This is a genomic window from Sporotomaculum syntrophicum (assembly GCF_009932395.1).
Classification (GTDB): domain Bacteria; phylum Bacillota; class Desulfotomaculia; order Desulfotomaculales; family Desulfallaceae; genus Sporotomaculum; species Sporotomaculum syntrophicum.
In genome coordinates this window covers 13,761-36,630 of record NZ_LSRS01000005.1, presented here as the reverse complement: position 1 = coordinate 36,630, position 22,870 = coordinate 13,761, and the positions used below count along the sequence as shown (strand labels likewise).

The 22,870-nt window shown below is 40.9% G+C and carries 26 protein-coding genes and 3 pseudogenes; 11 read left to right on the top strand and 18 right to left on the bottom strand.

Going from position 1 to position 22,870, the window contains the following annotated elements; genetic code table 11:
- The 12 genes and pseudogenes from SPSYN_RS10390 to SPSYN_RS10335 all read right to left on the bottom strand — a co-directional run.
- A pseudogene (locus SPSYN_RS10390) lies at positions 1 to 899 on the bottom strand (phosphoribosylaminoimidazolecarboxamide formyltransferase); the annotation flags it as partial.
- 372 nt (positions 900 to 1,271) lie between these two features.
- A complete protein-coding gene (locus tag SPSYN_RS10385; protein WP_161822434.1) occupies positions 1,272 to 1,862 on the bottom strand; it encodes a DUF7713 domain-containing protein in 591 nt (196 codons plus the stop codon).
- A gap of 162 nt (positions 1,863 to 2,024) precedes the next feature.
- Positions 2,025 to 2,381, bottom strand: a pseudogene (locus tag SPSYN_RS16000) (restriction endonuclease); the annotation flags it as partial.
- 204 nt (positions 2,382 to 2,585) lie between these two features.
- The gene (locus SPSYN_RS15995) at positions 2,586 to 2,921 is read right to left on the bottom strand and encodes a winged helix-turn-helix domain-containing protein (RefSeq protein ID WP_161822433.1); all 336 of its coding nucleotides are present in this window, start codon (positions 2,919 to 2,921) and stop codon (positions 2,586 to 2,588) included.
- 269 nt (positions 2,922 to 3,190) lie between these two features.
- Positions 3,191 to 3,571, bottom strand: a complete 381-nt coding sequence (locus SPSYN_RS10370; protein ID WP_161822432.1) for a DUF6508 domain-containing protein — start codon at positions 3,569 to 3,571, stop codon at positions 3,191 to 3,193.
- A gap of 193 nt (positions 3,572 to 3,764) precedes the next feature.
- Positions 3,765 to 4,001: a hypothetical protein gene (locus SPSYN_RS10365; RefSeq protein WP_161822431.1), complete on the bottom strand. Its 237-nt coding sequence runs from the start codon at positions 3,999 to 4,001 to the stop codon at positions 3,765 to 3,767.
- 86 nt (positions 4,002 to 4,087) lie between these two features.
- Positions 4,088 to 5,041: a hypothetical protein gene (locus SPSYN_RS10360; protein ID WP_161822430.1), complete on the bottom strand. Its 954-nt coding sequence runs from the start codon at positions 5,039 to 5,041 to the stop codon at positions 4,088 to 4,090.
- 495 nt (positions 5,042 to 5,536) lie between these two features.
- A complete protein-coding gene (locus tag SPSYN_RS10355; protein ID WP_161822429.1) occupies positions 5,537 to 5,974 on the bottom strand; it encodes an HNH endonuclease in 438 nt (145 codons plus the stop codon).
- A 32-nt stretch (positions 5,975 to 6,006) separates the two neighbouring features.
- Positions 6,007 to 6,921: an IS3 family transposase gene (locus tag SPSYN_RS10350; protein WP_161822794.1), complete on the bottom strand. Its 915-nt coding sequence runs from the start codon at positions 6,919 to 6,921 to the stop codon at positions 6,007 to 6,009.
- A gap of 6 nt (positions 6,922 to 6,927) precedes the next feature.
- A complete protein-coding gene (locus SPSYN_RS10345; protein WP_161822428.1) occupies positions 6,928 to 7,161 on the bottom strand; it encodes a helix-turn-helix domain-containing protein in 234 nt (77 codons plus the stop codon).
- Positions 7,162 to 7,280: 119 nt separating this feature from the next.
- On the bottom strand, positions 7,281 to 8,234 hold the full coding sequence (locus tag SPSYN_RS10340) for a DUF6602 domain-containing protein (RefSeq protein WP_161822427.1): 954 nt from the start codon (positions 8,232 to 8,234) through the stop codon (positions 7,281 to 7,283).
- A 264-nt stretch (positions 8,235 to 8,498) separates the two neighbouring features.
- Positions 8,499 to 8,777 (bottom strand): annotated as a pseudogene (locus SPSYN_RS10335) (type I restriction endonuclease); the annotation flags it as partial.
- 639 nt (positions 8,778 to 9,416) lie between these two features.
- Here SPSYN_RS10335 and SPSYN_RS16335 point away from each other — a divergent pair.
- The 8 genes from SPSYN_RS16335 to SPSYN_RS10295 all read left to right on the top strand — a co-directional run bounded on the left by SPSYN_RS16335 (position 9,417) and on the right by SPSYN_RS10295 (position 15,565).
- Positions 9,417 to 9,869 (top strand): DUF6431 domain-containing protein, encoded by a 453-nt coding sequence (locus tag SPSYN_RS16335; RefSeq protein WP_341478878.1) that lies wholly within the window; start codon positions 9,417 to 9,419, stop codon positions 9,867 to 9,869.
- A gap of 241 nt (positions 9,870 to 10,110) precedes the next feature.
- Entirely contained in the window at positions 10,111 to 11,496 is a 1,386-nt protein-coding gene (locus SPSYN_RS10325) for a DDE-type integrase/transposase/recombinase (protein WP_161822426.1), read from the top strand.
- The gene (locus SPSYN_RS10320; protein WP_161822425.1) at positions 11,496 to 12,296 is read left to right on the top strand and encodes an ExeA family protein; all 801 of its coding nucleotides are present in this window, start codon (positions 11,496 to 11,498) and stop codon (positions 12,294 to 12,296) included. The genes SPSYN_RS10325 and SPSYN_RS10320 overlap by 1 nt, the downstream gene beginning before the upstream one ends.
- 18 nt (positions 12,297 to 12,314) lie before the next feature.
- Positions 12,315 to 12,578, top strand: a complete 264-nt coding sequence (locus SPSYN_RS10315) for a hypothetical protein (RefSeq protein ID WP_161822424.1) — start codon at positions 12,315 to 12,317, stop codon at positions 12,576 to 12,578.
- 622 nt (positions 12,579 to 13,200) lie between these two features.
- A complete protein-coding gene (locus SPSYN_RS10310) occupies positions 13,201 to 13,758 on the top strand; it encodes an OB-fold protein (RefSeq protein ID WP_161822423.1) in 558 nt (185 codons plus the stop codon).
- 137 nt (positions 13,759 to 13,895) lie between these two features.
- On the top strand, positions 13,896 to 14,249 hold the full coding sequence (locus tag SPSYN_RS10305) for a PadR family transcriptional regulator (protein WP_161822422.1): 354 nt from the start codon (positions 13,896 to 13,898) through the stop codon (positions 14,247 to 14,249).
- Positions 14,236 to 14,898: a permease prefix domain 1-containing protein gene (locus tag SPSYN_RS10300; protein WP_161822421.1), complete on the top strand. Its 663-nt coding sequence runs from the start codon at positions 14,236 to 14,238 to the stop codon at positions 14,896 to 14,898. Before SPSYN_RS10305 ends, SPSYN_RS10300 begins: the two co-directional genes overlap by 14 nt.
- A gap of 67 nt (positions 14,899 to 14,965) precedes the next feature.
- Positions 14,966 to 15,565 carry a DUF2269 domain-containing protein gene (locus SPSYN_RS10295; protein ID WP_243153017.1) on the top strand — a complete coding sequence of 200 codons (600 nt, stop codon included), beginning with the start codon at positions 14,966 to 14,968 and terminating at the stop codon, positions 15,563 to 15,565.
- A 370-nt stretch (positions 15,566 to 15,935) separates the two neighbouring features.
- On the opposite strand, the gene SPSYN_RS10290 is transcribed toward SPSYN_RS10295, so the two are convergent.
- From SPSYN_RS10290 to SPSYN_RS10280, 3 genes are read right to left on the bottom strand one after another with little or no spacing between them, the layout of a single operon-like run.
- On the bottom strand, positions 15,936 to 16,391 hold the full coding sequence (locus SPSYN_RS10290) for an RNA polymerase sigma factor (RefSeq protein ID WP_243153016.1): 456 nt from the start codon (positions 16,389 to 16,391) through the stop codon (positions 15,936 to 15,938).
- 28 nt (positions 16,392 to 16,419) lie between these two features.
- Positions 16,420 to 17,901: a zf-HC2 domain-containing protein gene (locus SPSYN_RS10285; protein WP_161822419.1), complete on the bottom strand. Its 1,482-nt coding sequence runs from the start codon at positions 17,899 to 17,901 to the stop codon at positions 16,420 to 16,422.
- Positions 17,894 to 18,409: an RNA polymerase sigma factor gene (locus SPSYN_RS10280; protein ID WP_161822418.1), complete on the bottom strand. Its 516-nt coding sequence runs from the start codon at positions 18,407 to 18,409 to the stop codon at positions 17,894 to 17,896. The genes SPSYN_RS10285 and SPSYN_RS10280 overlap by 8 nt, the downstream gene beginning before the upstream one ends.
- Before the next feature lie 253 nt (positions 18,410 to 18,662).
- Between SPSYN_RS10280 and SPSYN_RS10275 the strand changes: the two genes are divergently transcribed.
- The 3 genes from SPSYN_RS10275 to SPSYN_RS10265 are packed head-to-tail and all read left to right on the top strand — an operon-like array spanning position 18,663 to position 20,743.
- Positions 18,663 to 19,142: a DUF2975 domain-containing protein gene (locus tag SPSYN_RS10275; protein WP_161822417.1), complete on the top strand. Its 480-nt coding sequence runs from the start codon at positions 18,663 to 18,665 to the stop codon at positions 19,140 to 19,142.
- A gap of 10 nt (positions 19,143 to 19,152) precedes the next feature.
- Entirely contained in the window at positions 19,153 to 19,383 is a 231-nt protein-coding gene (locus SPSYN_RS10270; RefSeq protein WP_161822416.1) for a helix-turn-helix domain-containing protein, read from the top strand.
- Positions 19,384 to 19,396: 13 nt separating this feature from the next.
- Positions 19,397 to 20,743, top strand: a complete 1,347-nt coding sequence (locus SPSYN_RS10265; RefSeq protein WP_161822415.1) for a B12-binding domain-containing radical SAM protein — start codon at positions 19,397 to 19,399, stop codon at positions 20,741 to 20,743.
- 91 nt (positions 20,744 to 20,834) lie between these two features.
- Here SPSYN_RS10265 and SPSYN_RS10260 read toward each other — a convergent pair whose 3' ends face one another.
- The 3 genes from SPSYN_RS10260 to tsaA all read right to left on the bottom strand — a co-directional run bounded on the left by SPSYN_RS10260 (position 20,835) and on the right by tsaA (position 22,848).
- Positions 20,835 to 21,110, bottom strand: coding sequence for a hypothetical protein (locus SPSYN_RS10260; protein WP_161822414.1), 276 nt, complete (start codon positions 21,108 to 21,110; stop codon positions 20,835 to 20,837).
- A 297-nt stretch (positions 21,111 to 21,407) separates the two neighbouring features.
- Entirely contained in the window at positions 21,408 to 22,010 is a 603-nt protein-coding gene (locus SPSYN_RS10255; RefSeq protein WP_161822413.1) for an FmdE family protein, read from the bottom strand.
- On the bottom strand, positions 22,003 to 22,848 hold the full coding sequence (gene tsaA / locus SPSYN_RS10250) for a tRNA (N6-threonylcarbamoyladenosine(37)-N6)-methyltransferase TrmO (protein ID WP_161822412.1): 846 nt from the start codon (positions 22,846 to 22,848) through the stop codon (positions 22,003 to 22,005). Before tsaA ends, SPSYN_RS10255 begins: the two co-directional genes overlap by 8 nt.
- Between the last annotated feature and the right edge of the window lie 22 nt (positions 22,849 to 22,870).

Genomic DNA, 22,870 nt, shown 5'->3' with positions numbered 1-22,870 from the left:
CAAGTATTCATCGCCAATATACAGGTCAATGGCATTATCTCTATCTGCACGTCTGATATCATTTAAGAATTGCAGGCCAAGTACTTTTGGTGACTGACGAAGGAACCAGTTGTCGGCCTTGTTGCCGGCCAGTCTCGTACAATGAATTCTTGACTGCTGTCCAGCACCTATACCGATGGCCTGTCCACCTTTGGCATAACATACTGAATTTGACTGGGTATATTTTAAGGTAATTAATGCAACCACCAGGTCAATCTTGGCTGAATCAGGAATTTGTTGGTTCACTGTTACTACATTTTTAAGCAAATCCTGATCAATCTTTAATTCATTTCTGCCCTGCTCAAAGGAGATGCCAAATAGCTGCTTATGCTCAATTGGCTCAGGACGATACGCAGCATCAATCTGGATTACGTTGTACTTACCATTTTTCTTGCTCTTTAAGATTTCTAAAGCGTCCGGCTCAAATCCTGGAGCAATGACACCATCAGAAACTTCTACCTTAATGAGTTTTGCCGTTGCAACATCACATACGTCGGAAAGACAAATAAAATCTCCGTATGAACTCATTCTGTCAGCGCCTCTTGCTCTGGCATAAGCATTGCCAGTGGCGTTAACTCGCCCTCCTCCACCCAGTAAATCTTTTTTTCAACATCCGTTAAGGGCAGTCCAACTGCCGCACCTGCCGGTGAAACATGTTTAAAAGATGTTGCTGCCGGAAGTCCTGTGGCATTGTTTAATTCAGACACTAACTGCCAGCCATTCAAGGCATCGAGGAAATTAATATATCCTGGCTTACCATTTAATACTGTAACAGGAAGCTCACTTCCGTCTTCCATAAAGATTCTGGATGGCTTCTGATTAGGGTTACATCCATACTTTAAAGCTAATTCATTTTTCATGGCAATGTCTTCCTCTCTAAGCTTTAGTCTTTCATCATTATTATGGAATCTATTGTACCCAAGGAATTATCGATTTGATCAGAATTGTTTAAGTAGGGCTTCATAATATTCCGCAGATATATACAGTATGCCCTTGTCCATAAAGGATCTTTGTCCCTTCCTTCAAAGAACCTGTATAGCTAAACATACTCTTACCCGCCCATGTATTTAATTCCTTCACAATATCAACGCTCCTTATTCAACTAACCCACTTCCCGGAATTTGTTATACCTGACCTCCAGCCTGTTTTGATCCGGCCAGAGCAGCCTGCTTTTCGGCAGAATTATTTTCTGATCATGCAGTTGCTGGATGCCGTGCCTTATTCAGACGGATTTATATAATGTCATCCGTAATATCAAATATTTTCAGTTGAAACTGAAACCCTTCAGATGAATTTAACATCCTACCGAACTCTTCCCATGAGAATAGCTTACCATCTATCACAAGTTTAGGAAGATCATGATCTTCGTCGTATTCAAACCTGCCGACAACCTCACGGTTTTTTATACTGACAACCTTACTCCCGTAAGGAGCAGTACTGGTTTCCAGATACCTTTTAAAGATTGCCTTTTTTATCTTTGCTTTGAGTTTTTCAAATAGTAGTTGCTGATCACAATTTACATAATCCATTACAGCAATCTGGAACCCAGGAGAATCACCTTTAGTAACTTCATTGGCTTCGTATACGATTCCTATAGGATTTATTTTTCTATGAATGCTAAAGTTATACTTCTTACCTCTTATGCCTGAAAACTCATAAATACCAGGTTGAAAAGGCATCAGTTCTAATCCCATTAACTCCGCTGTAAGGTTATTATTACACTCCAGGCAAATATGTAAAGTATTTCCTTTATATATTTGTAAGTGGACTTGTACCACTGCCTTATGACATAGATCACATACATGATCAATTTGCTTGGACATGATGTTCCTCCGTTTATTTGTCTGATGCAGATTTCTTAAGCGGCATAACCATCAGCGGCACTGTTTTGCCGGCATCTCTGGGCTGCTGGCCGGCACCTTCGGGAAGTTTTTGGCCATACATTATTGTTATTACAAGTCCATTATAGAACTTCCATTTACTGATTAATTATTTTCGTCACTAAAGAAATCCGTATCTATCCGTTTAATTTCATAAACTGTTTCCATTGAAACACCAAGATTATATTCAATCATTAGATTAGTAAGCATGACGCCATCAACTAGAATAACCTTTGTGGTATGTTGTTTTTTGGCGTATGCGAGTGCCTCATTCGAAAATTGTGCTGTGGTAATAAATAAACCTTTGGTCGCACCCTGGCCAGCTAATGCCCCCACAAATTTTTGAATTTCCGGTCTGCCGATAGATTTACTTATATCCCAACGCTTGGCCTGTATGTAAATGAGGTTAAATCCAAGTTTATCCTCTCGAATAATACCATCAATACCTTCATCGCCGCTTTGACCGACAACAGTTCCTGCATCTTTTAGCTAACCACCATAGCCCATCAAAGCCTCAAAGAATGATGGTTGTTGTTTCATGATCTCAGAGAGTAACTCATCAGATAGATTTGTATTATTTTTTTGAATGCATTATCTATTTGATCCTGTGGTGTATCTTCTGTACTATCTGCCACAGGTCTATCATTGCCATTAGCACTTGGATTTTTAAATAAGCGAAAACTTCTCGTAGCGCATGAGAAGATCATCATTAATAACGGCAGGGTTCTCTGCCAACAGATTGCTGCCCTCTGTAGTAATAACAAATACTCCACGGGATGGGCTTTCGAGCAACCCAGCCTTTTTGAGATAGGTGCGAGTCCATCCAAATCGGTTATCATACATTGCCTGTTTCCCGCTTGGAAGCAGCCTTTTTTGCTCTTCTTCCGTTACCGACATAGCAGCAGCAACAGCCTCTCTGACCTCTTTGCTTTTATGCGGTTGTCCGTCCTTCAAGCATTCAAGAAAATTACGGTACATTTCGTTGTAGCGGGGTATTGCCATGCTGCATTGTTCTCCTTCTCTAGTTAATTCAATCAATTAGACCTGCATATTTATATTCTCTTGTGACTTTTTCAGCAACGTTAATAAATTCTTTTTATGAATCCATGCAATATTTTGTTTTCTGTATCCGACAAAGTCAATTTTTTCACCAGAAATCACCTCAACTATGTCCGTATTAGTGTTTTGTCAGGGCCTCATACATAAGGGGGCAGTTTTACAGGTTAGCCCTCAGCCATGTTTTGCCTTTGACATATTGCACTCTTTACCAACTACTTATCAAATTGACATAACTTCTCTAGGAGCTTTAAAAAAATTCCTTCTTCAGCTGCAGTAGCCCAAAGGCCATCAGAAAACCTTTCTTGTCTAACATAATAGGTTAGTATTGCTTTTAAGGTTTCAAAATCCGCCTTACCGATAACATCTTCGATATTTTCAAACCTTGCCACATTTTTATCTAAAAACTCCAGGTAATCCTGCTTAAGCAAATCTGTTTTGTAAAAGTCATCAATAAATTGTGTAAGCTTATCATCATATTCTGGATATCCCCACGGAATACTATCAGGTTTTTCGTTAGAAGCTTCCCAGGTACAAAATTCTTTTGATTCTTGAAAATAACTTATGTATTGCAATAGATTATCATATTTCCCCATAGTAAACCTCCATGATGTAAAAATGCCCCTACATCTTTACATCGTTTACCTAATACGCTTAACCCTTTTAACAGGTCTTTTAAACTCGTTTCAAGACATCATAAACAAACTGCTACTGATTTAAACCTAATTTCGAGATCATTTGCTTTTTCGGCATAACCCTCGTTTATTAAAATAGGTCCAATATATGAAGCTACAGCTGTTTTGGTAACGTTTTCATTAACCATTCTCCAACACTATTTCTTGCTGGATTATCCCTTGAAGTCCCAATATTTACTTCTTTTCCACTAAATTGTTTAAGTAAGTTTTCGTAATGTTCCGCAGTTATATAAACCGAACGGCTTTGGCCATACATGATCTTTGTACCTTCTTTAACAGAACCTGCATAGCTAAAGGTACTCCTGCCCGCCCATGTATTTAAATCCTTCACAAAAACACCACCCCTTATTTAGCTGACCCACTTCCCGGAATCTGTTATACCTGACCTCCAGTTTTTTTGAGCGCTATTTTAAGGATTTAAAAAGACAACAGCTGTTTCTTTTCCATATCAAATTGTTGATAATAAATAGGTACATGATATAAATTGCGTATTTTATCTAAATAGATGATGTCGTCATCACTTGGAGCATACCTTGTAACAATAACAAGTCTGTCTGCTTTTGTTTTATTAGGATAATGACAATACTCTAATAGCTGCCCCATAGCCAATCTTATTGCTTGTTTCACATCACTTGTCTTAAGTTCATAGAAAATATTTTCACCTGTAACAGTCTGAACTGTTATATCAACATTGTTAACTTCAATTTTCACAGAATTGTCGCCATTGGTTTCCAAATAATCTACCAGTGCATTTTGCAATTCATTATGCTGTAACGCCATGAAATAGCCGGATGGGGATACACTTACTACACCTTCCTTCTTTTTATTGGCGTTTCCTTGTGTTAGGGTTTGTATTAACCCAGATACATATTTTTCATTAAACTCTTTATCTAGCATAGAAATACCATATCCAGGATGTTTGCTTATGAATTCATCAATAATTGGCTTTTCAATATCTATAAAGCTTTGCAAAGTGTCCATATAAAAAAGATTGCTTGGGTACTCATAACGCCACTTATTCAACTTAACTTCCTGGTATATAACAGCTCTCTTTTGTTCCAATATTTTTACTAGTTCTGCTAAATATTCAGCCTTATCGGTGTTATCCCTTGAACTTATCTCTATGAAACATGAACCATTATCACGAACTCCCCAAGAAATGTTATGTATTTTTTCAAGTCTGTCATCACCATCCCAGAAGGATATCTGCATATACTTGTCATTACCTATAAAAAAATATCCCTGTTTCAAACGACCCAATTTATTTATTTTTCTTGGCACGAAGTAAAAGGAACTATTAGTTTTTTGAATATCTATTAAATAATCCCAGCATTTTTTTTGCATATCCAAAATGCTTTCACAATCTGTCACTTTATCACCCTTTTTTATAATAGGCTTCAATTATTTTAGTATGTAATTATTTAATTAATTTAACTGTGTGCCGATCAATGAGTTCAAATAGATGAGGGTAATTTCTAGCTCTCAGGAATATCTGATGCTCCAATGCCTTATTACCGTCCTTTTTTCGGTATAGGTTCATGGAATACACTTGGTCACTAATATCTTGAGTTGATGCTTGGCCATCAGGCTTATCTTGTAAAACATATACCATTGCTTCATGAAGGGTCAATTTATCAACCAAGACAAACACCTACATATTCTTAGTTAAATTTGTTCTTGATTTATTCTAATACCACTGCATCCTGTGGTATTAGAATGTGACTCGGTCAGGCTTCCCAGGTTTAGGTGGCCGAACATCAGGTGGCCCTGGCGGTGGGTTGAGGAGAGTTTGATTATTACATAGATCAATACTATATGCCTTGCTTTAATTTGATATAATTATTAAAATATTTTCATCTCTACCCCTTACCCCACTTCCCGGAACCTGTTATATTTAACCTCCAGCCTGTTTTGATCTGGCCAGAGCAGCTTGCTTTTCGGCAGAATTATTTTCTGGTCACGCAATTGCTGGATGCCGTGCCTTAACATTGGGCCGTCTTTCTCTAATAAGATGTCTTCACGCACCATAATTTTGTAATCCGGAGTTATACCGATTATATTGCTGTCAAAAGCCGCATGGTGAATCTTGCACAAGGATAACCCGTTGTTCACCATTGGTTCACCCAGTTCATCAGCATCCGGTATTATGTGAGCGGCATCAAGCAACTCGGTATGTTTAAGCTTGCAAAAAGCACATTGCGAGCTGTACGCCTCCAGGACCCGCTCGCGGAAGGATTTTTGGTGTAACCGCTGTCTTATCGTTGAAGTAATGTAGCTGCGCTTAAAATATGTACTGTCTTCCATTACATAGTCAGTTGTTTCTGATCTGGTCAAGCCTAAGCGGACAATAAGAAGCTGGACTGACTAACTCTTTCAAAATCACAAGGCGAGAGATATCCATTGTTAGAATGCAGTCTCTGCCGATTGTAAAACACCTCTATGTATTCCCTAACTTCCTGTTTCATCCTATATCTGGATTTTAACGGTTCTCCATATATCCATTCGACCTTTAAACTATGGAAAAAGGTCTCCGCACAGGCATTATCCTGACACTCACCTTTGCGGCTCATACTACACAGGAAACCATGCTCCCGCAGTAAATCCTGATAAGCATGGCTACAATATTGACTGCCGCGATCTGAGTGACAAATAAGCCCAGGGCCTGGATTACGCCTCCTAATAGCAGTCTCAAGAGCATTAATAACCAGCTCTTTGGTCATGCGCATGCCGATACTCCAGCCAACTACCATCCTGCTATATAAGTCAAGAACAATCGCCAAATACAGCCAGCCTTCGCTTGTTGCCAAATAGGTGATATCCATAACCCAGGCCCTATTGGGATGTTGAACATCAAACTGTCTATCCAGCAAATTTGGTGCTACTTGATGATCGTGGTTTGAGTTTGTGATAGCACGAGTTTTCCTATGGGCTTTCGCAACAAGTCCCTGTTCAGCCATTTTACGCCTGATTCTTTGACGACTAGCCACTATCCCCTCAACCGCTAATTGCTTCTTAATCCGACGTGTACCATACGTTTTGCGGCTCCTCTTAAATATTCGTTTTATCTTTTGACACAAGACATCTACATCTGTTTTGGCAGGTTTCCGATGCCAATCGTAATATCCGCTGCGCGATACCTTGCACAATTCACAGGCCCGCTTGATACTGACCAGATTGCTGTGTTCCTTCTCGATCATCGCGTACCTTTCCTCTGGTCCCCGGCAAAGTACGCTGCCGCTTTTTTTTAAAATTCGATCTCATTCTTTAGCTGCTTGTTTTTTTTCAAGTTGCCTCTGATATGCCATATCCGGCTTCATATGCCCACTGCCCGGGAGACCGTGTTCTTCATCTTCGGATAACTTCCTTATCCATGAGTAAATCGCTGATCTGGAACAGCCCAATTCTTTTACTGCTTCTGTGACCGTTAGCTTCCCAGCATTAATTTGTTCTACATAAGCAACTTTCGTATCTCTGGCATAATAATTTGCCATGTCGACACCTCCTGATGGCTTCTCTTTATTATTGTCCATCTTCTCGGTGTCCGCTAGTAGGTTACCACATCAGATACCTTGGTAAATTAGGAAGTAGCAAGTTAGCTCAGATGACAACCTTAAAACACACAGTGCCATTCGTCGTAAGCTACTCCATTGGATAGTTGTCCTTTATAGATCCGATTTCTAATACCCTCAGAATATATAGAAATAGGCCATAAACGAGTTTTACCTTCTCCGAAACCCATCATATTGACCTTGCGAAAGTATAAATCCAGTTCTCGCATATCGGTAAATTTCCAAGACAGTTTCGAAAATAAACCAGCTAGTAGAACACTAATTGGGGAAAAGTAGTCTTTTTGTTGCTTCGTACCTATAGAAGCAACAACGTAAGAAGATGTACCAGATCCATTCTTACCATATATTTCTTCAAAAGCATCATTATAATAAGGCTTTTTAGGGGTCATGAATACTACTTTCACTGCTTGCCACGTAGCAAGATCCGAGACAGTAATAAAATCAAGCTGTTGGACAGGATGATCGACGTAAAGTTGATCTGCCTCCCATAAAGCATTCTCTATGTTTTCAACAGGCTTGGATTTTTCACCTTTCCAAGAATGGGAGTGAGCTAGCAAGCCATAAATGATACTTGAATTTAGCTCTACATACGGAGATCCTTCGCATTTATTAAGGTTTTTTCTTATGTTTGAGGCAGTTTCAACTGCCTCTTTTACATGTACGGATTTATGAGTGGTTTTACACTCGAAAGCAGCAGCAACTCCCCCAGCTAAATATAACTTTTTATCCAGAAGAACCTTAGGGTATGAAGGATATAAAACCAACACATCGATCTGGGGGGAAGCATAACCATTTTCACACAATATTCTTCCTTTTGTTACTATGTGAAAGTAACCAGGCAACCAATTTCTCAGCAGAGTAGCCCAGTTTTCTTCCCCCTGATCGCCAGCTGTGCCGGGATCTTCTTTGGCACGCTTCAATATTCGCTCATATTCATTTTGAATATCACGTTGAGCCGAAATTAAAAAATCATGAATATCGTGTTTATCTTGCATACTTTAAGCCACCCCATTTACGAATTAAGTGTTAACAAAACCCTCCATTTGCTGGTTGTGTCGTAAATATTACTTATATTCTCAATTTCGCCTAATAGCTATTACCCGCACCTAACCTGCACCAAATTGTTATTACCCAGGACTTGCTTAGAAAGAATTACCGCCCTCATCACGCATTAACACCTCTACCCTCATTAAACGCTGCATAAACATCCAGCATGATCAGATCCATCAGCTTATTCCTAAAATCCTCATCCTGCAGTATTTGGCGTATTCGATGGCCTGCTGCAATCCCGCCCCAACTGGGTGATTATTGTCTTTTGCTTCAATAATAGCGAGCGGCAAGTTATTCTTGTAAAAAAGCACATAGTCTGCCCTTTTCTTTTTGCCCCTGGCAGTAATATTGCCACGCAGGATAATCCGTCCGGCAGTAAAAGCATACTCTAAGCGGATTTGCTTTTTCAAATCCCAACCCACATTTGTTACTGCTGGGGTTATGTATCTGGCTTTGATATCTTCTTCTGATAAATCTTTTTTCCCCATAACTGCTCTCCTATCTATTAGAATTGAGTAGCCTTAAGTTATTCAGGAAGTCCAGGGTGTTTCTAAAGAACCTTGATATGGGTTTGGTGCTCGAGAGGAAAGCCGATGTTTGCTGAGCAACACGCTCCGCTAGTGTAAATTACTTCTTTTATTATACCTTTTATTTGGGCGAGATTGGGTATTTTAGCAAAAATGAAATGATATAAAAAAGCACCTGCCTGGGGCAGGTGTTAGCTTGCTTGCGGTATTCTTCAAGTAATTCCGGGGTTTTGTCTCTTTGACTGTAAATTTTTGCGTATTACTCAATTGGCGAACCATGCTGTTTGAGGAAAGAAAGCTTGTCCCAATAACCACGCTGGAAAACAATTTTATCATTTACTTCTTAAATTAAATTGGGATTAATAAATAGTCAGTCTGTCAGTCCCTAACAGATATTACCACTCAAAACCCCGCTTAGAAAAAGATAGAATATTTGCTGGAAGTGATAATAATGCAGCAGATATTCTATACAACAGCAACACCGGAAGAATACCAGCGTATGGGTAAAAACTTCCCCTTCCCCGTACCCGATTCTTGCCCCAATCCGGAATGCCTTGTTAAAGTGCCCCCCAAAAACATAGTTTTTATGAACGCAATGCCATAGGCGCTACCTTTAGTGGTCGAATCTTAATCCGCCGATACTACTGTAAGCATTGCGGCAAGACCATCTCATACCTGCCTTCCTTTTGCCTACCATATTTTCAATATACTGTGGAGACAATCTTTACAGCCTTATGCCACATATTAAACTCTAACTACTCTCTACAGTCTTGCTTAAAACTTATGAAGCACCTTGAGTGGGCTCCATCCCATCTACAATTCTATGTAAGGCGATTTTTAAACAATCTAAACCGAATTAAAGTAGGTCTACGCCAACTTATCCCTGGTGGTAGGCTACCACCAGACAACCAGGACAAAAGAAAAGGAGCCAAAGAAGTACTGAGCATTGTAACAACCGGATTTCCCCAAATCCAGACCTTCGCCACAAGGTTTTATACACAATGCAGGTACTCATTCACCCCCTGTGTCAGAATAGTTGTCATAGACCTCTAACTAAAATATAGTTAGTTAAGTAGGGCAGAGGAGGAAACACTATGGCAAGATACAGTGAAGAATTCAAGTATACAATTATCAAAAGCTGCTTGGGTACCCTTGATATGTTAATAGCGGCACCAACATAACTTTTGTCTGGGAGGCCGCATAGTAAAATGTTATGATTACCGGAAATGGTGCCAAACGGCTTCAAGCGCTTGATGCCTCCAAACTTTAACGGTTTTAGGAGGTCTAAAGTTCCATGCTCGATGAAAAAGAAAGGGAAAAAATCGCTATTAGAAAATTCTCGCTAGTTGCACCGGTCCTAAACAACCAGACGGAAAATCAAAAGGAATATTTTAAAAAACTGGCAACCGAGCCGATTGATATGCCACACTACGGCCTGAGGCGCTACACGGTAAAAACCTTTGAATGGTGGCTGTATCTTTATCGCCGGCACGGTCTAGAGGGACTAAAGCCAGGCTACCGGTCGGACCGGGGTAAGAGCCGGCGTATAACGGAAGAAATCGCCCTCAAGATACAGGAGAAAAAGATTGCTAAGCCTAAACTTAATAGCATTTTGCTCTATGAAGAACTGGTAAAAGACGGTGTATTTACGCCGGACAAGCTTTCACCAGCTACCTTTTACCGCTTTTTAGCCCAAAATCCCGATCTAGTTATCAGCCAAGACACGGGCAAAGAAGAAAAAGAAATGAAACGCTTTTCACATCAGAAGATAAATCAACTGTGGCAAACGGATATTCTCTATGGGCCACACCTAAGGCTAGGTCGGGCCAGGAAACGCACCTATCTTATCGCTTATATTGATGATGCCAGCCGCCTCATTACTCATGCCCGGTTTAGTTGGGAACAGAATTTCGTGGCTATACGGGATGTCTTCAAGGAAGCGGTTTTAAGGCGCGGAGTGCCGAAAATGCTCTATACGGACAACGGGAAAGTGTATCGCTGTGGCCAGTTGGCTTCTATCTGTGCCAGCTTGGGGTGCAGCTTACTCCATGCTGAACCATTTTCTCCTAACCAAAAAGGCAAGGTTGAAAGGTTCTTTAGAACTGTACGCATGCGCTTTTTGAGCCGCCTGGAACCGGAAAAGATCAATTCGCTGGAGGAATTGAATCTGCGCTTCTGGGAGTGGCTGGAGGAGGATTACCAGCGCAAAGTGCACAGTTCTTTGCAGATGAGTCCCCTCGACTATTTCATGTCCCGGGCAGACGAGGTGAAAATGTTTCCCGATCCGGCCCTTTTAGACGAATATTTTCTTATGCGTGTAATGCGTAAAATTAATCATGACGCCACTTTATCTTTGGAAAGCATTCTTTATGAAACAGACCAGAAACTTGCCAATACTCGCCTGGAGGTAAGATACGAGCCCCAGTGGCTGAATAACCCGGCCCGGCCTGTCTTTTTGTACCGTGATGGTGCTAAAGTTGGCGAAGCCAGACAGGTCAACTTATTGGAAAATGCCAGTGCCAAAAGGAAAGGGCGTGGTCGCCCGGCCAAGCAGAATGAACCGGAGGATACTCCGCCTACTTATACAGAGGGTGAAGTTACTGAACCAATTGTTTCTTTTAGCACCATCTTTGATGCTGACAAAGAAACAGATACTCCTGACGAGGTGGGTGAAGTGTAATGTTTACCCAGTTTTTTGGCTTAAAGTTTAACCCCTTTAGTAAAGAGATTGATTTTGACCAGCTATTTATGGGCCAGGACCTTAAAGAGTTTGAATCCCGCCTTAAGTATTTGCAGCAGATGCGGGGTATCGGTCTGATTGCCGGTGAACCCGGCTGTGGTAAGACTACTGCCCTTAGAAAGTATGTACATGAACTTAATCCGGCATATTTCAAATCCTGCTATTTTGCCCTGTCCACGGTAACAGTTCTGGAGTTCTACCAGGGTCTGGCTTTGGAGTTAGGTGAGCAGCCTCATCATAAGAAGGTCAGTATTTTTCATCAAATCCAAGGGGCCATAACTAATTTATATTACGAACGACATGTAACTCCGGTAATAGTATTAGATGAAGTACACATGGTGACTAACAAGATTCTAGAGGAGCTGAGACTGCTTTTTAATTTTACAATGGACTCTCAAAATCCGTTTATTTTAATTCTGGCCGGGCAGCCGTTAATTAGAAACAAACTGGCCTTAAATGTGAATAATCCGCTGCGGCAAAGGCTTACCGTTAAATATTTCATGTACGGGCTTAAACGCGATGAGGTTGGGGAATATTGCTCCAGTCGGTTGAAAAGTTCCGGATTGCATGAGGAAGTTTTTACTCCAGCATCCTTAGAAGCAATTTACGGTATTACCAAAGGCTTACCTAGATTGATTAATAACTTGGTTACTACTTGTCTGATCATTGCCAGTGGTAAGAAACAACGTCAAATTGATGAGGATGTGGTTTATCAGGCTCAGCAGGAACTGGAAATCTAGCTTTTGAGAGGGCATAATATGACAAAGAAAAACAGCCTTGAATATTACTTTGCTAGCACTGGATTTTATGATTTGCTGCCGGTTGCTATCAAACTAATACGAGAATTAGGCTTTAGTAAGGAAGAAGCTCTGGAAGCTATTTGCAAGGTGGCCGATAAAGCTAGGGTATATCCGCCTACAAAAAACCGAGAAGCTTGGTTTGCTATTGTTTTTAAAGAAAAGTTATATGAGGCACGGGCTGATATTTTAGCTTTCAAAAATTGTAAGCGTTTATTATTTTAATCTCATAACACCGGGTATTGTCTCTGTCCAGCGGCAAGCCCGGTTTTTCTTTTCTCTAATTTAAATTCTAATGTAATTTAAGAATTAGATTTGGGAATACCAATTTAGTTTGAGAACTCGCTTTATTTAGCTGCTTGTTTGGCCTAATTTAAAGTGAAAAATATTTCCGAATTAATTTGAGAATCTACAATTGGAATCTTAATACTAACTGGCGCTAATGCTTGTAATGGCTGCCTTGATTGGCTCTTACTTTGCCTGCTAATAATAATTTATGAAATATATCCTGCCGACCGATTCCTCACATTATAACATGTAGATTCCTGTTTCACTCTTCCCTCTTGGCTTCCCAGCATTTATTCATGCCCCCCTTTTTTAAAATTATATTCTTCCATGTCTTTCATCTTGACACAAAAGAACCGTCCCCTTGTGTTTTACTTGTGTTTTAAAAATTTTTTTATGCGGACAGTTAGTTGTCCGGGCATGGGTATAAAGTAGCCTTAGATAGATGAGAGAAGACGGCTGGGTAAAAAACTTTATGGGGGGATGTTTAGCAGTGCAATAATAAGCTTTAATTTCGTGGCGTCACAAAGTAAGTACAAACAATAAAGGGAGGGTTAAGCCAATGGCAATGAAGGCATGTAAAGAATGTGGTAATGAGATAAGTTCAGATGCTAAAAAATGTCCACATTGTGGTAAAGACCAAAGAAATTGGTTTTTACAGCACAAAATAATAACCGCAATTTTAGCCATAGCTGTGCTAATGATAATTGGTTCAATGGGTGGCGAAGATACTGATACACCTTCGACAAGCAACAAACAATCGACTAATGAAACTGCTGTAACCACAAAAGGACAACCACAAGAACCTCCAATGGTAGTAACAGTAGCTAAGCTGGTGTCGGACCTGGATAATAATGCGTTAAACGCTAGTAATACTTATAAAGGTGAATATGTTGAAGTGACCGGTACGCTGGTTAATATTGATAGTTCCGGTGGTTATTTCACTCTTGAACCTTACAATGATTCCTTTACTTTTACAAATGTGCAATGTTTTATTGAAGAAGAACATTTGGATGCCGTAGCAAAATTTACTGACAACCAGCAAGTTACCGTAGTCGGAACCATAACTGATGTTGGCGAGATAATGGGTTATAGTTTAGAAGTTGAAACCATTAAATAAGGTTTTAAAGTATTCGTGTGCGTGATATGAACAACCTGCCATAATGGCAGGTTTTCTGTTTATGACTACCTTGCGCGCCAAAGTACCTTGACAACCACAGTACTATTTTATAAAATGTACTTGAGGAGTTGAAGTTTATGGTTGGCACAATATCGACTGATCTTATACGCGGTAATACCGACACGATTGTACTGAACGTGCTTCGCCAGGGTGATAGTTATGGTTACGAGATATACAAAAAAGTAATTGAGTTAAGTAACAATCAGTACGAACTAAAGGAAGCAACCTTATACACTGCTTTTCGTCGCTTGGAGCAAGAGGGTTACATCCTTTCTTACTGGGGTGACGAAACTCAGGGAGGTAGGCGGAAATATTACCGGATTACTAAAAAGGGCCAAGAACGATATGAGCAAAATAAAAAAGATTGGAACTTTGCCAAAGAAGTTCTAACTAGATTAATTGAAGGGGGCTTCTGCGATGTTAAAAAATAAAAAGACTATTGACGATAAGGTAAAAAATCATATTGAACATTTATTTGATGGAGTTGGAGCAAGCCAGCAACTATTTGACCTAAAGGAGGAATTAGCTACAAACTTGAAGGAAAAAATTGCCGACTACCGGTCTAAAGGTATGGAGGATGAACAGGCCCTTCAAGAAGCAGTTATTTCCATGGGCGATTTGAGCGGATTGGTAGACGATATGCGTAAACTTGGCCGGGATAAAGCGAAACAAGCGGTTTATTCAACCAAGACGGCACGGATCTCATTGGCCGGCATCATCGCAGGAGTGCTGCTCACATTATTTGGCTCTTTTACGGTAGCCATGCTATATTTTATCAACTTATCTGCAGAGGAAGCTTTTGGCCCCGGAATATTTATTGTTGCAGGAGGTGCGTTGTTCACTTACAGTATTCTGACCATGGAAACCGGTAAAAAATATGCCATGAATAAGATAAGAGCAGCATCTTACGCTTTAGCAGTAGGATCACTACTTTTTGGTATATTTGTAGCTGCAGTAACAGGACTTACTTCCGATGAAATTTATGTATCGATTGCATCTTCGATGCTATTTGTTATGGCAGGGGTTGGATTGTTTTTATTTTTATGCTTAACGGGAACGGATCGTCTCAAAACCAAATAGTTATATGTTGGGATAAAAGTTGTTTTGCAGGTGGGAAAGTTGAAAAAAATTAAGAAGGTGAAACTATATGTTATTGACTGGATTGCTAGTAACGCTTATTATACTATTTCCGTTGGCGGTATATGAAATCTTATTAATATTAATTGGTAAAAACAAGTGGAAATTTAGTATAAAACAGAAAAATTGGTGGCACTTCATCCACATCTTCTTTGCTACTGTTTGGCTTGGAGGTGCATTGGGGACATTACTCCTTGTATGTACAACAACTGTTATAACCAATCAAGGATTAATTCATGCTGCTCATCTATTTGTCAATTTCTTTGATACATATTTAAATATTCCTGGAAGTACGGGATGTCTTCTGACAGGCATTCTTCTCGCTTTACGAACACAATGGGGAATTACAAAATATTATTGGATTATGAGCAAATTAATCGCAAATATTGGAATAATTTATTTTGGTGGCGGATTGATTAACGAGTGGGCACACAATACATTTGAACTATCAGCGATCGATGCAAACGTTTTAAATAATCCAATTTACCTACATGATCGCCAGATGTTAATCATGGGATTGCTGTGTTCTGCTATTGTGTTAATTTTCGTGGTAGCTATCTCTAGATTTAAACCATGGGGTAAAAGGAATAAGACTGCTCAGCCATATTAAAGGAGCTATCAAAACCCTCCAGTTTAGTTTCTATATTTTCCTTTCCTAACCCTACAATAATGCATCGTAACCGCTTGGTTTTAGATGGAGGAGGAAAATTATTTTTTCGCAACTTTTATTTCTATTAAGATGTTTTCTATATTGCGAACCCTTTGTCTAATATCATTGATAACAAAAAATATGTATATGAATAACAATATGGGCACGATTAAAAATACTGTCAGCAGTATAAAATTTAATATCTGAGCTACAAACGTCATATTTAAACCAAGGGATTCAATTAGACCACCCATTTGCGTACTTTCTCCCTTCATAATTTAACTTACGTAAAAATTATAACTTACTTCGCTGCAGAATATTTTTTAGGCAGCTAGCTTTGCTCCGGGACCGGGGCAAATTTTTTTCGCAGTTCCCACCGCCCCGTACTCAGCAACCGGTTTACCGATATTTTTTCCATACCGGTCACCTCAGCTATCTCAACATAATTCAACCCTGATACCTCTCGCAAAACCAGTACTAACCTTTCTGAAGGCGGCAGTGTCATAAGACCTGCTTGGATTTTGTTTGTACTATTGTCTTCGGTTTGCGGGCTTTTTTTAGCTTCAGGTAAGTCTTTAGGTAAATTTGGGGCCCAACCCGTTGTGGCTTTATTTTTGTATGTTAAGCACAGTTTTTTCAAAGCTGTTTTTAGATTTATATTACCGCTTACTGTGTTAAAAACTACCATTAACAGTTCTTGGGTTCTATTGTGGCTGCCGGTTAATCTGTAACCTGTGTTGTAGAGTAAATAAACTATTTGCTCGGAAGAATTATCCTGTTTAGACATTTCCTCCACCTTCCTGTTTGAAATTCGGTTAACGTGCGGCATCAAGTTCAAAATCTACCTTGGGCATTCTCTCCCCCACACTTCTCAACTGCAAAGTAACCCGGTCGTTCTCGGGCATGGGGAAAGATATCTTTAATTGATTTTGTTCTAGCCATTCCATACGGATATGCCCGTGCCAAAACTCCAGATCTTGATCTTTAATACGAAATTCAGGGCGGTAATAATGAGGCGGTTTATCCCCGGTCCCTTCAAAACTAAAGTAAAAAACTAACTGCTTATCCTCTATAACCGCCTTCTCCAAGCTGTAAGTAACGTTCTCATAGCTAAAAACTCCGTTTAATGCTTGTTCCCCCTGGCGGGGACAGTTGAACTCCATTGTTTGTTCCTGGTCCGGGAAACGGTACAGGTACAGCGGCGGCGAAGTCAGCTTTAATTCCCTGGCCGACGGGTCTGCCGGTTCAAAGTGGAACGTACCTGTAATACCACCTGTTACCGGGTCGGTTTGGGTGCGGGTTTCATTGAGCTTGATTCTTCTACCGTTGGTTTCGTCAATTAGATCCGCCCAGTGACCTGGTAAGAAGGCGCCGTATTCTTTAATCATCGGTGCCGGCGGGGTGCTGCTGCCCCGGCTTTCCACGCTGGTGGGCCCATTGGGTCCCATAACGGTATACATGGGACTGTCCTGCCCTATGCCTACACCAGCTATTGACGTATTATCCTGTGGCCAGCGCACCCGGAAGAAGATAGTGCTTTCGGAAAGTCCCAGCACTGCCCGGTCCAGGGCCAATTCAACCGACTCTATGGTTTTTTTCAAGTTAGGATAAATCTCCCTGGTGTTTTGGGCCACTAAAGTGGGGTCAACCGGTATGACAAACTGTGTTTCTCCCGGCGTTGCACCGTCATTAAAGGACAGGGCTAATTTCTGGGCATCCAGATTAACCGGTTCCAGATCGTAGACAAAATATTTACCCTGTATGCCCCTGCCGCCTCGTGGGTCATAGTGCACACCTTTATCGTCGGATAAGTTGATATGGATATTGCTATCTACCTCCAGCTGTGGGTCGACACTGTAAAAAACGGTGGTCCGGGCGGAATCCAGCAAAATTTTATCCACTGTAATGGTATAGGGACCTAACTTTTGGGTCTGGTTTACTTCGGTAAAGAGGTCCATATCATTGGCCTGTTGGAATGAAGGGTCCCGTAGAGCCATATTGCGCCCCGCCTGGTATGAGGCCCAGGCGATGGTGGAAGCGGAAATGATTATACAGGCCATAAAAACCGCCGCCACCTGGCGCAGCCGCCCCCAGGCTTTATCTATGCCGGTTATGGGGGAATTTTTAGCTGCAGGGGATTTCGCAAACACAGGCTGAGTGCTTTCATTCAACAGTTGCCGACAGGACGCGCATTCCGTCAGGTGGCGTTCCACCATTTCTAAAGTGGCCCTACTTACCACACCGTCCGCGTAAAGAGGTAAAAGATCTTTAATTATTTCACATTCATACTTAGTCATGGTCATCACCTTCTAGTTGTTTATATAGTTGGTGAAATTTTTGCCTGGCTCGGAAAAGGGTTACCCGTGCCGTTGCCGGGGATTTGCCCAGTATGTCCCCTATTTCTTCAAAAGATAGTACTTCCTGTTCCCTTAGAACAATCACCGTACGGTAATCAACAGGCAGCTGCTCAAGGGCCAGCCGCATTAGCCGCCGGCTTTCGGCGTCTTCCAGGTGCCGGGCCGGATCACCCGCACTGTCTATGTCGGGAATATCATGGTTCAGCGGCAAATTGCGTTCTCCGGGTCGGCCACGCAGGTGCCCGGTGTAGACATAATAGGCCACCCGAAACAGCCAGGTGGACAGGGCGGACTCACCACGAAAGTTTTTTAGGGATACCAATGCCCGGCAAAAGGTTTCCTGGGTTAATTCATCCGCCAGGTGATAATCTCCGCCCATACGGTAAAGATATCGAAAAATTGATACTCTATAACTTTGATAAAGTTTTTCTATAGTTGACATGGCCATATCAAAAAACGCTCCTGGTTATTTAGTGTCCGAGCTTTGGAAAATGTTACAGCAATATTACAATTTTTTTGTACAAAAAAACAGAGATAGTATATGTTAAATATCTCTGTTTCGAATACCTTTTTAACTGTTGTGTCAAAATATGGGTGTGGGTTAGAACAATAAACAAATAACTTAATTTGATAAATATTTATTGTAAAATGATATAATTTTTGCTAAAATCAAATCAACAATAATATGTGAGGTGCTTTTTATGAAACGAGAAACCCTCTTTTTAAAGTTAGCTGTTATTCTTATGGGCCTTCCAGTTCTTGCTTTGTGCATATTTCTGGTGCCGGAGATAGCGAATTATACAGCAGAATTGTTTCCGGATTGGGCTTATTTGAAATATCTCGTTTTCATCGATTTGTATGCAACAGCGATACCTTTTTACTTTGCTCTGTATCAAGCTTTTAAACTATTAGGCTATATTGACAAGAACGAAGCGTTCTCGGAATTATCTGTAACTGCGTTAAAAAATATAAGAAATTGTGCAATAACAATCAGTATCTTGTATGTGGCAAGCATGCCACTCTTCTATCTAATAGGGGAGGCAGATGACACACCGGGTGCCATACTAATTGGAATGGTCATAATCTTCGCTTCAATGGTGGTTGCAGTCTTTGCTGCCGTTCTTCAAAAGCTATTACAAAATGCTATAGATATAAAATCAGAAAATGATTTAACGGTTTGAGGTGAATAACATGGCCATTATAATCAATATTGATGTGATGCTGGCTAAAAGGAAAATGAGCGTCACAGAACTATCGGAGAAGGTTGGAATAACGATGGCTAATCTTTCTATATTGAAAAATGGAAAGGCCAAAGCAATTAGATTATCTACTCTAGAGGCGATTTGTAAGGCTTTAGAATGTCAGCCTGGAGATATTTTAGAATACAGAAGTGACAAAGATACCGGAAGGATAAAAAAGTAGGGATGTTTAACAAATGAAAATAAAATTAGTCCAGCCAAAAATGAGTCTTAGACCCATGGATTCAGAGTTTAAACGCTTAATGGCACCTTCCTTGTCCCTTTTGGTATTAGCCGCTCTTACTCCGAAGGAACATTCAGTTATCATTGAAGATGAAAATGCAAATCCACTTCACCTGGAGGATTCACCCGATTTAATTGGCATTACAGTGAATGTTGATACCTCAAATCGAGCGTATCAAATTGCCGAGTATTATCGCAAGAAAAAGGTACCGGTTATCGTTGGCGGGATTCATGTAAGTGCAAATCCTGAGGAAGCCTTACAGTTTGCAGATGCTGTTTGTATTGGGGAAGCTGAAAATGTTTGGCTTCAAATTCTTACCGACGTAAGTATCGGTCAACTAAAACCAAAATATTATTCCATGACCATGGCTGATCCCGGCAAAATACCAATTCCACGCTGGAGTCTAATCCCATCTAGAAAATACCTCTATACCAATATCATCGTTGCAAGCCGTGGATGCCCCTTTAAATGTGAATTCTGCTATAATAGTTGCGATTATGTACACCATCAATATCGTAATCGGCCAATAGCCAATGTAGTTGAGGAAATAAAACTACTAAAAACCAAGCACGTCATGTTCATTGACGATAACCTAATTGGTGATATCGCCTGGACCAGAGCATTTTTAAAGGAAATTAAACCACTTGGTCTCAAATGGAATGCCGCTGTATCGGCTAATCTAATCAATCATCTTGATTTATTAGATCAAATGCATGAGAGTGGTTGCCAGAGCCTATTTATTGGATTCGAGTCAATTAATGAGCAATCCGTTCAAAGTGTTCAAAAGTTCCAAAATAAAAGGCAAAATTATGAGAGCCTGATTGATGAGCTACACAAACGGGGTATCATGGTAAATGCGAGTCTTGTCTTTGGCTTTGATTATGATTCTCCCCAAGTGTTTCAGAACACTCTAGACTGGTTGGTTAAAAACAAAGTGGAAACAATGACATCTCATATTCTCACGCCCTATCCCGGCACAGTTTTATATCAAAGATTCTTTGCAGAGGGAAGGATTATTGATTTTAATTTAAGTCATTATAATACTTCAAACGTTGTCTTTACCCCTAAACAAATGACTCAAGAAGATTTGCTAAAGGGGTATTTATGGATTTACAAAGAGTTTTATTCTTTTAAAAATATTTTTAAGAGAATACCGGATCACCCGAAGCAAAAAGTGCCTTATATTTTATTTAATCTATTCTATCGTAAATTTGGCAAAGTTACTGCTAAAATTGCCGGTTTTGGTTTTATGAATTCCATAGGAAGATTCGCTAGAAGGCTGTCTTATCATATTGAATAAGCTCAGACACAAGGGACACAAGGGGACGGTTCTCCTGTGTCATTAGCTAAGCCTTTTGCACAATGTGGAATGGCAAATCCCTGTTCTTCGCTCAATTTAACTCGGTTTTGTACTTGATAATTAAACCCGCTGCCCAATTGAACAGCAGCTCAGAGAGTCGTTCAAACCCAGTCTTCGCCATATTCGGCTGTTTCATAAACATAATGCCGGTTTGCAAAATCTCCCGTTCCTGTAGTTGCAGCACGGGGATAAGCTCGGCCTTTTGCTTTATGTAGGTTCCCATTTGGTCGTAATAGATTGCCTGCACGGTGAAGGCGGTTGATTTATAAAGAGCTTTCAATATCTCCGCGTCTTTCTCATGCACCATGTTGTGCCACACATGTGATAGATGTTGCAGGCCCCGATCCAGTTTGATGGAGGATGACAAAATGCCTGAGCTAACCAAAAGATTTGACCGTGCTATGGCGTTAAAGAACTTTGACGTAACCGATGTTGCAGCTGGTAGGGAAAATTAGTCATCCCAGCGAAATAAATCTGGCCCACTCGGCCATATACTGGCCGGCGCAGGTGCAGTTAAATTGGCACCGATGTAAATGATGATGATTAATTAAAATGCTCCCCTAGAGACATAATCTCTTTGAGGAGCATGCTAGTTTTATGATAGCTAAGCCTGTACTAATGCAGTTGCACATCCTGAACAGACAGTCTCATTATCAATGGTATGAACCCATGGTGCCATAAAATATTCGTGACACCTGGCACATTGGATAAAGGGGTGCAAGCGAGGCTTGCCGGGGATTTTTCTTACTATTGCTTCGATCTGGAACAGCTCTGCGTCTGACAGGGCCATTATGTCTAACCCACGCTGGTTCCTTAATGAGATGAACTGTGACTTTTCCTCTGCTATGGCCGTCCCCAGCTTAACCTTTTGGTGCAATTCGATGGGTTCATTGGACAGCCAAACCGGCACCTTGAGGAGCAGCCTGTAGCCTTCCCCGGTCTTTTTATCCACCCAGGCAAAGGCGAATTTACCCTGGTTTTCAATGATTAGGCTGTCATTTCCCAGTGTGCAGCCGGTAATCAGCTGCACTCCATCCACTCCGCAAACATCGTTTTCCACTATGGCGAAGTGACTTTCCCCGATAAGCTTGCCCGGACAGCCGAGCAGCTCAAGCACCTTCATACTAGCGCGAAATCCAACTACTATACCAGGGCAGATATGCCCATGAAAAGCAACCGTTTTTGCCCATGCATCCTGATCAAGCATCAATTTCCGCTCCTTCTTCTTCATGTTTGGTTAGTTCAATAATAAACAGGTCCTCATCAGAGAGATTCTGGTAGGACTCCGCATTTAATTTCTGTCGCGCTGTAAGAGTTAAGCGTTGGCCTGACCTCTGCCAAATGCTCTGGTTTACCGCCTTGCTTTTCTCATAGCGAAATCTAGGCGGGTTAGCTAATCTGGCCCGGCTCAATCCCTGCAAAGTATCCGCCAGGCAAGCTGAGCCAATTACGGTTAGGGTCAAATCCGGCGTGTTCAAGTGACCCATATATTCGTCCGCTACCATAGCCATACGCACCGCCAGGTATAATTCCGGACACGCCTCCTGATGGTGGGCCAACGCTTCTTTAAAAAATATATTTCGGCGCATGATAGGATCAAAAGCACTAATATAAGGGGTTTTAGGCGAAAAAACAATGTCTTGTTCATAATAAGATTTTATGTCCAGCACCGGTGTCCCATCGATAGCATCCAACCCGCTCACCTTGAGAATGTTCCCCTCCACTGAGTCCAGGTGGACTAAACTTAAAGCGATGGGATTCGGGCGATGAGGCGCTCGTAAACCAAATACTCCATATTCGGGCAGAAAGGGGTTTACCCTGGCCGGCACTTTGGTAAGTTTATTACGCTCAGCTTGATGAAACCACAGCAAAAGCCAAAGGTGTGAGTTTGCTTCTATTCTTAATAAAGCCTGGCTATATTGGGAAAAAACTTCCACCTCTGCAGGTTTGCCGGTAATGGGCACCTCGCCGGGTGACTCTACCCCGGATCGAACTATACCAATCGGGTTCAATATAATACTTGAATTATCAGTCACTACAATCATCCTTTCTAGACCTTGCGGATAA

What these genes read in the sequence shown, in the direction of transcription:
- SPSYN_RS10385 (WP_161822434.1), bottom strand. Translation starts at nt 1,862, where the DNA reads ATGTCCAAGCAAATTGATCATGTATGTGATCTATGTCATAAGGCAGTG.
- SPSYN_RS15995 (WP_161822433.1), bottom strand. Translation starts at nt 2,921, where the DNA reads ATGGCAATACCCCGCTACAACGAAATGTACCGTAATTTTCTTGAATGC.
- SPSYN_RS10370 (WP_161822432.1), bottom strand. Translation starts at nt 3,571, where the DNA reads ATGGGGAAATATGATAATCTATTGCAATACATAAGTTATTTTCAAGAA.
- SPSYN_RS10355 (WP_161822429.1), bottom strand. Translation starts at nt 5,974, where the DNA reads ATGGAAGACAGTACATATTTTAAGCGCAGCTACATTACTTCAACGATA.
- SPSYN_RS10345 (WP_161822428.1), bottom strand. Translation starts at nt 7,161, where the DNA reads ATGGCAAATTATTATGCCAGAGATACGAAAGTTGCTTATGTAGAACAA.
- SPSYN_RS10340 (WP_161822427.1), bottom strand. Translation starts at nt 8,234, where the DNA reads ATGCAAGATAAACACGATATTCATGATTTTTTAATTTCGGCTCAACGT.
- SPSYN_RS10325 (WP_161822426.1), top strand. Translation starts at nt 10,111, where the DNA reads ATGCTCGATGAAAAAGAAAGGGAAAAAATCGCTATTAGAAAATTCTCG.
- SPSYN_RS10320 (WP_161822425.1), top strand. Translation starts at nt 11,496, where the DNA reads ATGTTTACCCAGTTTTTTGGCTTAAAGTTTAACCCCTTTAGTAAAGAG.
- SPSYN_RS10315 (WP_161822424.1), top strand. Translation starts at nt 12,315, where the DNA reads ATGACAAAGAAAAACAGCCTTGAATATTACTTTGCTAGCACTGGATTT.
- SPSYN_RS10310 (WP_161822423.1), top strand. Translation starts at nt 13,201, where the DNA reads ATGGCAATGAAGGCATGTAAAGAATGTGGTAATGAGATAAGTTCAGAT.
- SPSYN_RS10305 (WP_161822422.1), top strand. Translation starts at nt 13,896, where the DNA reads ATGGTTGGCACAATATCGACTGATCTTATACGCGGTAATACCGACACG.
- SPSYN_RS10300 (WP_161822421.1), top strand. Translation starts at nt 14,236, where the DNA reads ATGTTAAAAAATAAAAAGACTATTGACGATAAGGTAAAAAATCATATT.
- SPSYN_RS10295 (WP_243153017.1), top strand. Translation starts at nt 14,966, where the DNA reads ATGTTATTGACTGGATTGCTAGTAACGCTTATTATACTATTTCCGTTG.
- SPSYN_RS10290 (WP_243153016.1), bottom strand. Translation starts at nt 16,391, where the DNA reads ATGTCTAAACAGGATAATTCTTCCGAGCAAATAGTTTATTTACTCTAC.
- SPSYN_RS10285 (WP_161822419.1), bottom strand. Translation starts at nt 17,901, where the DNA reads ATGACTAAGTATGAATGTGAAATAATTAAAGATCTTTTACCTCTTTAC.
- SPSYN_RS10280 (WP_161822418.1), bottom strand. Translation starts at nt 18,409, where the DNA reads ATGGCCATGTCAACTATAGAAAAACTTTATCAAAGTTATAGAGTATCA.
- SPSYN_RS10275 (WP_161822417.1), top strand. Translation starts at nt 18,663, where the DNA reads ATGAAACGAGAAACCCTCTTTTTAAAGTTAGCTGTTATTCTTATGGGC.
- SPSYN_RS10270 (WP_161822416.1), top strand. Translation starts at nt 19,153, where the DNA reads ATGGCCATTATAATCAATATTGATGTGATGCTGGCTAAAAGGAAAATG.
- SPSYN_RS10265 (WP_161822415.1), top strand. Translation starts at nt 19,397, where the DNA reads ATGAAAATAAAATTAGTCCAGCCAAAAATGAGTCTTAGACCCATGGAT.
- SPSYN_RS10260 (WP_161822414.1), bottom strand. Translation starts at nt 21,110, where the DNA reads ATGGTGCATGAGAAAGACGCGGAGATATTGAAAGCTCTTTATAAATCA.
- SPSYN_RS10255 (WP_161822413.1), bottom strand. Translation starts at nt 22,010, where the DNA reads ATGCTTGATCAGGATGCATGGGCAAAAACGGTTGCTTTTCATGGGCAT.
- tsaA (WP_161822412.1), bottom strand. Translation starts at nt 22,848, where the DNA reads ATGATTGTAGTGACTGATAATTCAAGTATTATATTGAACCCGATTGGT.